Source organism: Neisseria sp. P0018.S001, assembly GCF_051957355.1.
GTDB lineage: Bacteria > Pseudomonadota > Gammaproteobacteria > Burkholderiales > Neisseriaceae > Neisseria > Neisseria subflava_A.
On the sequence record NZ_JBQCWN010000017.1, the window covers coordinates 25742 to 36915 of the forward strand.

Annotated in this window: 8 protein-coding genes; 5 read left to right on the forward strand and 3 right to left on the reverse strand. The window is 50.1% G+C overall.

Annotated features, from left to right (window positions below; all coding sequences use genetic code 11):
• Positions 1 to 116: 116 nt before the first annotated feature.
• From ACTHTJ_RS09875 to ACTHTJ_RS09885, 3 genes are all read right to left on the reverse strand, one after another.
• Positions 117 to 584: an FxsA family protein gene (locus tag ACTHTJ_RS09875; protein WP_070585787.1), complete on the reverse strand. Its 468-nt coding sequence runs from the start codon at positions 582 to 584 to the stop codon at positions 117 to 119.
• A gap of 167 nt (positions 585 to 751) precedes the next feature.
• Entirely contained in the window at positions 752 to 2269 is a 1518-nt protein-coding gene (locus ACTHTJ_RS09880; protein WP_440360933.1) for a polyamine aminopropyltransferase, read from the reverse strand.
• 124 nt (positions 2270 to 2393) lie between these two features.
• Positions 2394 to 3464, reverse strand: coding sequence for a porin (locus ACTHTJ_RS09885; protein WP_285070434.1), 1071 nt, complete (start codon positions 3462 to 3464; stop codon positions 2394 to 2396).
• A gap of 326 nt (positions 3465 to 3790) precedes the next feature.
• On the opposite strand from ACTHTJ_RS09885, the gene ACTHTJ_RS09890 reads away from it, so the two are divergent.
• The 5 genes from ACTHTJ_RS09890 (at position 3791) to ACTHTJ_RS09910 (ending at position 11041) form a co-directional block, all read left to right on the forward strand.
• The gene (locus ACTHTJ_RS09890; RefSeq protein ID WP_107858060.1) at positions 3791 to 5410 is read left to right on the forward strand and encodes an ABC transporter substrate-binding protein; all 1620 of its coding nucleotides are present in this window, start codon (positions 3791 to 3793) and stop codon (positions 5408 to 5410) included.
• A gap of 75 nt (positions 5411 to 5485) precedes the next feature.
• Positions 5486 to 7282 (forward strand): aminopeptidase P family protein, encoded by a 1797-nt coding sequence (locus ACTHTJ_RS09895; RefSeq protein WP_440360930.1) that lies wholly within the window; start codon positions 5486 to 5488, stop codon positions 7280 to 7282.
• A 228-nt stretch (positions 7283 to 7510) separates the two neighbouring features.
• Positions 7511 to 8431, forward strand: a complete 921-nt coding sequence (oppB, locus tag ACTHTJ_RS09900; RefSeq protein ID WP_036472303.1) for an oligopeptide ABC transporter permease OppB — start codon at positions 7511 to 7513, stop codon at positions 8429 to 8431.
• Positions 8432 to 8503: 72 nt separating this feature from the next.
• Entirely contained in the window at positions 8504 to 9412 is a 909-nt protein-coding gene (gene oppC, locus ACTHTJ_RS09905) for an oligopeptide ABC transporter permease OppC (protein ID WP_003683112.1), read from the forward strand.
• A gap of 24 nt (positions 9413 to 9436) precedes the next feature.
• Positions 9437 to 11041, forward strand: a complete 1605-nt coding sequence (locus ACTHTJ_RS09910; protein ID WP_440360929.1) for an ABC transporter ATP-binding protein — start codon at positions 9437 to 9439, stop codon at positions 11039 to 11041.
• Positions 11042 to 11174 lie beyond the last annotated feature (133 nt).

An 11174-nucleotide genomic window follows, 5' to 3' on the forward strand; every position in this document is an offset into this window, starting at 1 on the left:
ACCGAATTACAAACCGATATTTACATTTTCAAAGCTCGGAAAGGACTAAGGCCGTCTGAAATATGAAACACTTTTGAGGTATTCCTAATTCAGACGGCCTTTTGTGAAGGAGGTCGTCAATCGGGTTTGTGTTCGATATAGTCTTGCGGTTTCTCGGCTTTGCTGGTGCGCGTAACCGTATATTCGCCTTCGATAATGTCTTCATCATCTTTGGCGGAGCTGTAAGTCTGGCGGCTTTGGAAAGATTGCGTAGAAGAAACGGTTGCGTTGCCTTTAAACGGAATCAGCAAGAGCAGGGCAACGGCGGTTGAAATAAAGCCTGGGCTGAGCAGGAAAACCGCGGCGGCGGTATAGCGAATCGGCCACAGCATTTGATAGAGGGAAATGTTTTGGCCGCTGCGGACGGCTGCGCCTGCGAGCAAAAGGCCGGAAATGCCGGTGTGGCGTAGCATAAAGATACCGCTGATAAAGCTGACAGCCATCACAAACAGCGTCCAGCCGCCACCTATCCAGTCGGCAACCCAGACGATGGACATGATTTCCAAAAAGATTAAAACCAAAAAACCGATTCCAAAATACTGCATAAGTGTTTGTTCCTTCATTCAACGGATAGTGTCGATTGTCTTCTATCTAGATAAAGATAAACCTTATTTTTTCAAGCAAATGCTGTGTGAAAAAGGGTAAACGGGTAATGAGGCCGTCTGAACGGGGATAAAAAGAAGACAGATGTTTCAGACGGCCTTTAGATATTTTATCGCATCACATTGTTCCAATCGCTTTCAAAATAACTGACGAGAATTTGGTTGTTCAAATAATTTGCTTCCACCTTGCGCCTTGCCATATCGGGCGGAAAACGGAACATTTCGGCAACGGTCTGGGCATTCAGATAGCGGGTGGGGACGTTGAATTTTTGCGGAATGGGGAAGTTTTGGTCAAACCCTGCCAACACAAATCCCCATTCGCCAAAGGAAGGGACGTAAACATGATAGGGTGCGGTATTCAACTTGGCCGCTTCGAGGGTGGCAACGACCGACCAGTAGGCATTAGGGGCGAAATAAGGCGAAGTCGATTGCACAACAATCTTGCCATGTGGCTCAAGATGACGGGCAACGAGGCGGTACATAGGGACGGAATAAAGTTTACCCAGCGAGAAATTGGACGGGTCGGGTAGGTCGATGATGATAATGTCGAATTTTTCAGACGACCCTTCCAGCCATTTGGCGGCATCATCGTTGACGACGTGCATTTTGGGATGGGACAGTGAACCTTGGTTGAGCACGCTCAAGGTGGCGGAGGTTCTAAAAGTAGCGGTCATGTCGGGATCGAGATCGACCAAAGTAACATTTTTGACCTGCGGATATTTTAAGACTTCGCGTGCCGCCAATCCGTCGCCGCCGCCGAGAATCAGGACGCGTTCGGCATTGGGCACCATCTGCATGGCAGGCAGGACGAGTGCTTCATGGTAACGGGCTTCGTCACGTGAGGAGAATTGCAGGTTGCCGTTGATATAGAGGCGGGTGTCGTCTTTCCAGCGTGTCACGACGAGCCGTTGGTAGGGAGAATGGCTTTGATAGACGACGGGATCGCCGAAATAGCTTTGTTCGGCTTTGAAAGAGATACGGTCGGCGTAGGCGAAGAGCGTAATGAGCGCGGTCAATACGATAAACGCACGCGTATGGATGGCGTGATAGCGGGGTAATTCGGATTTGAATACACGGGCGGTCAGATAGGCGACGGCGGCGTTGAAAATGCCGAACAACAAGGCTGAACGTGCCATACCGAGTTTGGGGGCGAGCAGAAGCGGAAATAATAACGAGACGGCAAGTGCGCCCAAATAGTCGAAGGTCAATACTTTGGAAACGAGTTCTTTAAATTCCGCCCCTTTTTGGTTTAACACGCGCATGACCAAAGGAATTTCCATGCCGACAACCATGCCGACAATCAGTACAAAAGCGTAGAGCAGGGTACGGAACGGGGCGGCGGATAAACCGAAGGCCACAAATAATGCCAGCGCGGAAATGCCGCCGATGATGCCGACCAGAAGTTCGATTTCGATAAAGCGGTGTAACACGTCTTTATCTTTGATGTATTGGGTCAGGTGGGCACCGATACCCATTGAAAACAGATAAAGCCCGATGACGGAGGAAAACTGCAAAATACTGTCGCCCAAAAGATAGCTTGCGAGCGCGGCGATGATGAGCTCGTAAGCGAGGCCGCAGCTGGCGACGATAAAAACGGAGATGATGAGGGTGCGGTGGGCGTTCATGATGACGTTTTTGTTACTTGAGTGTGGGCAATGTAATGATTTTTAAGGTGGGCTGCAAGTTTAATTATAGGATGTAGAAAAGGCCGTCTGAACAAATTGTTTCAGACGGCCTTTAATCTGTCAGGCATTAATAGCGGTGTTTGAATACCATGCCCACGGCGTAAGAAGATTTTTTCGGCAAATCTTCTTCGTATTTCGGATTAACGTTTTCTTTCAACCAGCCGGCGCCGAGTGTGGCGGTTGTCCGTTTGGAGAAGCTGTAATCGGTGCTGACGGCGACGTGTTTGTAGTCTTCGCCGACAGAGCTTTTACCGTAGGCAAAGCCGATTTGAGGTTTGAAATTGCCCACTTTGTATGAGCCGGACACCATAAATTCTTTGGTGTTGTTGATTTCTTTGTCGTAAGAACCGGCTACGTTGCCTGCCGCATCTTTCCATACGCCCCAGCAGCTGAAGCCGTCGCAAGTGTTTTTGGCGTATTGGAACGCGGCATCGACGGAGATTTTGTCTTTGCTGTATCCGGCCATGAATGCATGGGCTTGGAAGTCTTTGGTTTCAGTCGGAGAGTCGTTGGGTGCGTATTCGGCAGCGTAGTGGGCTTTGAAGCCGTTGCTTGGGTGGTAGTAGTCTACACCCCAGCCGAAGACCCAGTCACCGTCACGTTTTTTGTCCGGACTCCAGTCGTTGTTGTTGCGCGCAGCATTGGAACCTGGGGAAACGTTGAATTTGAATTGGAAACCGTTTTTCCAAGGCGACTCATAAGCCATAGAAACGCGGCGTTGACCGAAGCGGGAAATTTTGCCGAATTCCAAAATCGAGCTGTTGGTGTCGAACGGGTTCAGATAAATGCTGTTCATGGGCGTACTGATGTAACCCATTTTGACGGTGCCAAGGTTTTTGTAACTGTTGAGCGCGACGTATGAGTCGGCAGTACCCCAGCCGCCCCAGCGGTCGGAATCGAAGTAAATAAAGGAGCCAAGTTGCCATTTCAGCCATAAGTCGTTGTTGAGTCGTACTTCATCGGAGAGATAAAGACTGGAACTTTTATCGGAAATGGTTGTATTGGTGACGCCGGTTTTATTGTTGTGTTCGACCTCGGTCATAATGTATATGGTACCGTTCATTTTAGGTTCGGCGTGGGCGATGCTCATGGAAGAGCCGATGAGGGTAATGGCAACAAAACAAGATAACTTGTTCATTTTGTTCTCCTTTTATGTCTTTTTCTTAATTGGGGACGGGAAATTCGGATAATCTTATTTGACAAAACATAAAAAATCAATACATTTGTAACTTATCGTAGGATAAATTGAAAAATAGTTTTCAGTTACGTATTTTTGTGTTAATTTGCCGACAATCTTAGATGGCTATTATTATTTCGATTGAATATGTGGTTTAAAACACTATTTTCATGGTTTGAAATAGACGATTTAACTATGCTGTAAAAGTTTTAAATAAATGTAGTTTAGTGTAGCTTGAATAATTAGGCCGTCTGAAAAAGAAGAATACCCAAAAGAAGGAATGAAATATGGCTGGAAAAACCTATCCGCTGTTGGCTGCATCATTGGCTGCCGTATTCGCGCTGTCGGCGTGCAGCCGTGATGTTAAGCCTGCTCCTGAGTTTAAACGTACCGATTATGAGCGCGTGGTAGTCAGCAACGGCGTTGAGCCGGGCACGCTGGATCCTCAGATGAGCGGCGATATGGCGGCCGGTGCGATTATCCGTCAGTTGATGGATGGTTTGGTCGGTACGGATGCCGAAGGCAAAACCATTCCTGCTTTGGCGGAGAAATGGGAGAGCGAGGGCGAGCGTGTTTGGACCTTCCATCTGCGTGATGCCAAATGGAGTAATGGCGATCCGATTACTGCCGAAGATTTCGTGTACAGCTTCCGCCGTCTTGCCGATCCCGCTACCGGCGCACCTTTCGGTAGCTATTTGGTCGATGCCCAAGTGGAAAATGCAGAAGATATATTAAACGGCAAAGCCAAGCCTGAGACATTGGGCGTCAAGGCTTTGGACGCGAAGACCCTGCAATTTACGCTGATTGCGCCCGTACCTTATTTCCCCGATATGCTGATTCAGCAATTCACTTTTCCGGTTCACCGCGCCACTGTTGAAAAATACGGCAACAAGTGGACGCAGCCCGGTCATTATGTTTCCAGTGGCGCTTATCTGTTAACGGATTGGAAAGTCAACAGCCACATCAATATGGAACGCAATCCCAATTATTACGATAAAGACAAAGTGGCCATTCCGAAGGCGGTTTTCTTGTCAGGCAGCGGCGAGTACAACCGTTATCGCGCCAATGAAATTGATGTGACTTACGGTATTCCCAGCGATCAGGTCAAAGTGGCGGATATTGAGTTTCCGGGCCAAGTAAGACGCACGACTTCTTTGTGTAGCTGGTATTTGGAGCCGAACCACGAAGCGGCGCCGTTTAACGATCCGCGCGTCCGTAAGGCACTCAATATGCTGACGCGCCGCGACATCGTCGTCAAAGTGGGCGGCCGCGGCGATACGCCTGCGTTCCAATTGACGCCGCCGCAAATGCAGGGCGTGATTCCTGTTTATCCGGAGTGGAAAGAGTGGACGCCTGAAAAACGCATCGAAACCGCGCGCAAACTGTTGAACGAAGCAGGCTACAACGATGACCATCCGCTTGAGTTCGATATTTTGTACAGCACCAGCGAAGCGTCCAAAAAACAAATTACTGCCGTGCAGTCGGTGTGGAAAGCCGCCATTCCGTTTATCCGTCCGACTTTGTCCAACGAGGAATGGAAAACTTATTTGGATACGCGCGCGCAAGGCAATTTCAAGGTTTCGTTCAGCGGCTGGTGTTCCGATTTCAACGATCCGGCGGGCATGCTCAATATCTTGAAATCCAACAACTCAAACAATGCATTCCGCTACAAAAGCGCGGCGTTTGATACATTTATGAACAATACGCTGAAAGATGGTGTCAGCAAGGAAGCGCGCAGCCAGCTCTATGCCGATGCGGAGAAGCAGCTTCAAGAAGACGCTGCACTGATTCCGCTGTATCATCAGGTTGAAGTGCGTATGGTCAAACCCGATATTATCGGCTATTCCGACAAAGACCCTTTGCGGAACTACACGGTCAAGAGCTGGTCGTTCGCACCGAAAAAATAGATTGATTATAGACAGCACAAGTTTTCAGACGGCCTTGATGACAGAGGCCGTCTGAAACAACAGGAGACATAACACATGAAATCTGTACAACAACGTTTGTCCGCTTTACGCGAAGCCATGAAAAAACATGGCGTGGACGCGTTTGTCATTCCTTCCGCCGATCCTCACCTTTCCGAATACCTGCCCGAGCATTGGCAGGCACGCCGCGATTTTTCCGGCTTTACCGGTTCGGCAGGTACTTTGGTGGTAACCGCCGATAAAGCAGGCGTGTGGACCGACAGCCGCTATTGGGAACAGGCCGGCCAACAGCTTGCGCCAAACGGCATCGAGCTGCAAAAAATGGGCGTTGATGCGCCTTATACCGAGTGGTTGGCACAAAATCTGCCCGAGGGAGCAGTGGTCGGCGCACCTGCCGATATGTTCGCACTCAGCGGCGAGCGCGGTTTGAAACAGGCACTTGCCGCCAAAAACATCCGCCTCGAATATCCTGAAACCTTGTTGGACGAAGTGTGGGACGACCGTCCTGCACTGCCGACTCCGGAAATCTACGTTCACCATCCCGACTATGTTTCCGAAACGGCAGCCGAAAAACTGGCTCGTATCCGTGCGGCCATGAAAGAGCAGGACGCAGAGGCGCATTTGGTTTCTTCTTTGGACGACATCGCTTGGATTACCAATCTGCGCGGCGATGATGTGCCGTTCAACCCCGTGTTCTTGTCCCATTTGTTTATCAGCCAAGACAAAGCCGTATTGTTTACCGATGCAGGCCGTCTGAAAGCCGAATCTGCCGAAGCCTTGAAAGTGGCAGGTTTTGAAGTGTTGCCTTATGCGCAAGCGGCGGACTACTTGGCAGGCGTTAACGGCGTATTGCTGATTGATCCTAACAAAACTGCTGTTGGCACTTTGCGCCACCTGCCTGAAGACGTTCGTTTGATTGAAGCCATCCACCCAAGCACATTCTTCAAATCAGTCAAATCCGATGCCGATATCGCCCATATCCGCAATACCATGGCGGAAGACGGCGCGGCATTGTGCGGCTTCTTTGCCGAGTTTGAACAAATCTTGGCAGACGGCGGCGAATTGAGCGAACTGGACATCGACGGCATGCTCTACAAACACCGCAGCCAACGTCCCGGCTTTATTTCGCCAAGTTTCGACACCATCGCCGGCTACAATGCCAATGCTGCCTTGCCTCATTACAGCGCAACACCGGAAAACAACAGCAAAATCAAAGGCGACGGTATGCTGCTGATTGATTCCGGCGGCCAATACTGGGGCGGTACGACCGACATTACGCGCGTGGTGCCTGTTGGCAATCCGAGTGCGGCCATGAAGCGCGATTACACTTTGGTGTTGAAAGCGCATATTTCTCTGGCGGAAACCATTTTCCCTGAAAACATCAAAGGCCCGATGATTGATGCCATCTGCCGCAAATCGCTCTGGCAGGCGCAATGCGATTACGGTCACGGTACAGGTCATGGCGTGGGCTATTTCCTCAATGTGCATGAAGGTCCGCAAAGCATTGCCGTTGCCGCCGTGCCGCAACCCCATCACGCGATGAAGTCAGGCATGCTGACTTCCAACGAGCCGGGTCTTTACCGTCCGGGCAAATGGGGTATCCGTATCGAAAGTCTGGTAATCAACCGTCCGGTTGAAAACCCAGAGGAAACCGAGTTCGGCAAATTCCTGTATTTTGAAACTGTTACCCTCTGCCCAATCGATACGCGCCTTATCGATACCAAACTGATGACCGGCAGCGAAATCGAATGGCTGAACCAATATCACGCCGAAGTGCGCCGCCGTCTCGAGCCTTTGACAGAAGGCGCGGCCAAAGCATGGCTGATTGAACGCACCGAACCTTTGGCGCGTTAACGTGAAAGGCCGTCTGAAACGGCGGATACAAAGTTTCAGACGGCCTTATAACAACTATCTAAAAACTAAAAAACCTTACCCGACTCCGAATAAAAACAATAACCCGGTCGGAATAGAGAGAGAAACCGGCGCGGCGACGTTACAGATGCCTGCTGCCATTCATCCGATTTCCGCTTCAGGTCAGCTTGTTTTCACGAGTCCGGTATGTTCAGACAGGACAGCCTGATTATGTTGAAATTCATCATCAAACGGATATGTGCTTCCATCCCGACCATGCTGGTGTTGATTACCGTATCTTTTTTCCTGATGCGGCTTGCACCGGGCAGCCCGTTCACAGGTGAACGCAATTTGCCGCCTGCGGTCATGGCCAACATCGAAGCCAAATACCACCTCAATGATCCGATGTACCTCCAATATTTCCACTACCTCAAGCAGTTGGCACAGGGAGATTTGGGGCCGTCGTTCAAATATAAAGATTTCAGCGTTAATGAGTTGCTTGCCCAATCCCTGCCGGTGTCGGCAGAACTTGGCTTCTACGCCTTTTTGATTGCCGCCATCTTCGGTATGTTTATCGGCATCATCGCCGCCTTAAAACAAAACAGTTGGCTGGATTATTCGCTGATGAGCGGCGCGATGACCGGTATTGTCGTTCCCAGTTTTGTGATGGCGCCGGTATTGGTGCTGGTGTTTGCCGTCAGACTGCAATGGCTGCCTGCAGGCGGCTGGAATGATGGCGCACTGATGAACTTGATTCTGCCCGTCGTTACTTTGTCCATCGGTTATGTGTCCAGTATCGCGCGGATTACGCGCGGCGCGATGATTGAAGTATTGAACAGTCCCTTTATCCGCACAGCACGCGCCAAAGGCCTGCCCATGAGCCGCATCATCCTGCGCCATGCGCTGCGTCCCGCCATGCTGCCGATTGTTTCTTTCTTAGGCCCGGCATTCGTCGGCATCATCACCGGCTCCATTGTGATTGAAAACGTGTTCGGTATTCCCGGCGTCGGACAATTATTTGTCAACGGCGCGCTCAACCGTGACTACGGCATGATTTTGGGTTTGACGATTTTGGTCGGCATCATGACCATTTTGTTCAACGCCATCCTCGATATTCTGTATGCCATTATTGACCCGAAAATCCGTTATTAATCCCATTTGCGCAAAGGCCGTCTGAAATGTTCAGACGGCCTGAAGAAAGAATAAAAAGCGAGAGAGAACATTATGTTATTTAAAAAGAAGCAGACTCAGGCCCTCGCAGAGGCAGCAGAATACGCCCAAGTACACGGCAAAAGCCTGTGGAGTGACGCATGGCGGCGTTTTAAACAAAACAAAGCGGCGGTGTACAGCATTATCATCCTGTTGCTGATCAGCATTTTTGTGATTGTGGCGCCATGGATTGTCCGCTACACCTACGACTTCACCGACTGGGACAATATGCAGATTCCGCCGTCCTTTTCTACCCATCACTATCTGGGTACGGACTTGCTCGGCCGCGATTTGTTGTCGCGTGCGGCAACCGGCGGACGTATTTCCTTGCTGGTCGGTGTGGCCGGCGCATTGGTGGCCGTTGTCATCGGTACGCTTTATGGCGCGATTGCCGGCTTTATCGGCGGTAAGCTCGATTCGCTGATGATGCGCTTTTTGGAAATTTTGAACGCGTTTCCGTTTATGTTTTTCGTGATTCTGCTGACTACGTTCTTCGGCCGCAATCTGCTTTTGATTTTTGCCGCCGTAGGTTTGGTGTCTTGGCTGGACGTGGCGCGTATCGTGCGCGGCCAAACCTTGAGCTTGAAGCATAAAGAGTTTGTCGAAGCGGCGCGTGTGAGCGGCGTGGCAAAACGTAAAATCGTAACGCGCCACATTATTCCGAATGTTTTGGGCGTGGTGATGGTGTATGCCTCTTTGCTGGTGCCGGGCATGATTATGTTTGAATCCTTCTTGAGCTTCTTGGGCTTGGGCGTGCAAGAGCCGATGACCAGTTGGGGTTCGATGTTGCAAGAAGGCGCGATTTCGATGGAAGCCGCACCATGGCAGCTGCTCGTGCCGAGTTTCTTCTTGGTAACCACTTTGTTCTGTTTTAACTTTATCGGCGACGGCCTGCGCGATGCGCTCGACCCGAAAGACCGCTAAACCGCAACCAAAAGGATAATCAAAATGACAAAACAGTTACTGGTTGTAGAAAATCTGGACATCAATTTTGAATTGCATGAAAAAAACGTGCACGCCGTGCGTAATGTCAGCTTTAAAGTGGCAGAGGGCGAAACATTGGCTTTGGTCGGCGAATCCGGCTCGGGCAAGTCCGTAACCTCCATGTCCGTTATGCGCCTGCTGCCTGAGAAATTTGCCCGATACAGCAAAGATTCGCGCATTACTTTTGACGGTATTTCCATTTTGGATGCCGATGAGAAAACCTTGCGTGATTTGCGCGGCAACCGCATCAGCGTGATTTTCCAAGAGCCGATGACCTCGCTCAATCCGTTTATGCGTATCGGTGCGCAGCTGATTGAAGCGGCGCGTGTGCACAATAAAAAGCTTGGCAAAAAAGAAGCAGGACAGAAGGCATTGGCATTGCTGGAACGTGTGGGCATCAAAGAAGCCGAGCGCCGCATGAAGCAATATCCGCACGAGTTTTCCGGCGGTCAGCTGCAACGCATTATGATTGCCATGGCACTCATCAATGAACCTGACCTGCTGATTGCCGATGAGCCGACCACGGCTTTGGATGTGACCATTCAAGCCGAGATTCTTGATTTGCTCCACGATTTGCAACAGCAAATGGGCATGGCGATTATCTTCATTACCCACGATTTGGGTTTGGCGGAACACTATTCCAAAACCGTCTGCGTCATGCGTAACGGCGAAATTGTCGAGCGCGGCAAAATCAAAGAAGTATTTGCCCATCCGAAACACGAATATACCACCGAACTCATCAATGCCATTCCCAAGGGCATGAAAGAGCCGGAAGAAACCAGCGCCGGAGTGTTAATCGATGCCGATAATGTCAATGTTTCTTTCGTATTGAAGCAAAACTTTTTCGGCAAGCCGCTCAAAACTTTTGACGCCGTCAAAGGCATCAGCCTCAAAATTAAAGAAGGCGAAACATTGGGCGTCGTCGGCGAGTCCGGTTCCGGCAAATCCACGCTGGGCAAAGCCGTCATGCAGATGCTGCCTTATACCGGCCATATCTCCTTTGAAGGCAAAGACCTGAAAAACTATACCGCCGAAGAAGCACGCCGTCTGAAATCGCAACGGCAAATTGTGTTCCAAGATCCGTTCGGTTCGCTTTCTCCGCGTTTGACCGTTGGCGAAATTATTGGCGAAGGTTTGACGGTTCATCATCCTGAAATGACCAAAAAAGAACGTATCCAGCGCGTTTTGGAAGTCATGAAGGAAGTGTCCCTGCCGCTTGACGCGCTCAACCGTTATCCGCATGAGTTCTCCGGCGGCCAGCGTCAGCGTATCGCCATTGCACGCGCCGTTATCCTGCGCCCTAAATTTATCCTTTTGGACGAGCCAACCTCTGCACTTGACCGCTCCGTACAATCCAAAGTGGTCGAACTTTTGCGCGATTTGCAGAAGAAATACGGCCTGACTTATATGTTCATCAGTCATGATTTGTCTGTCGTACGCGCTGTCAGCGATAATGTGATCGTGATGAAGCAGGGCGAAATGGTTGAGTACGGCAGCGCGGATCAGATTTTCCACCATCCGCAAAACGATTACACCAAACGTTTGATTAACGCCGCATTTGATTTGTAGAAAAGGAAAAGGCCGAGACCTTTGCAAAATCCCCTAAAATCCCCTAAATTCCTACTAAGACATTTAGGGGATTTTCCATGAGCACCTTCTTTCAGCAAACCGCCCAAGCCATGATCGCCAAACACATCGACCG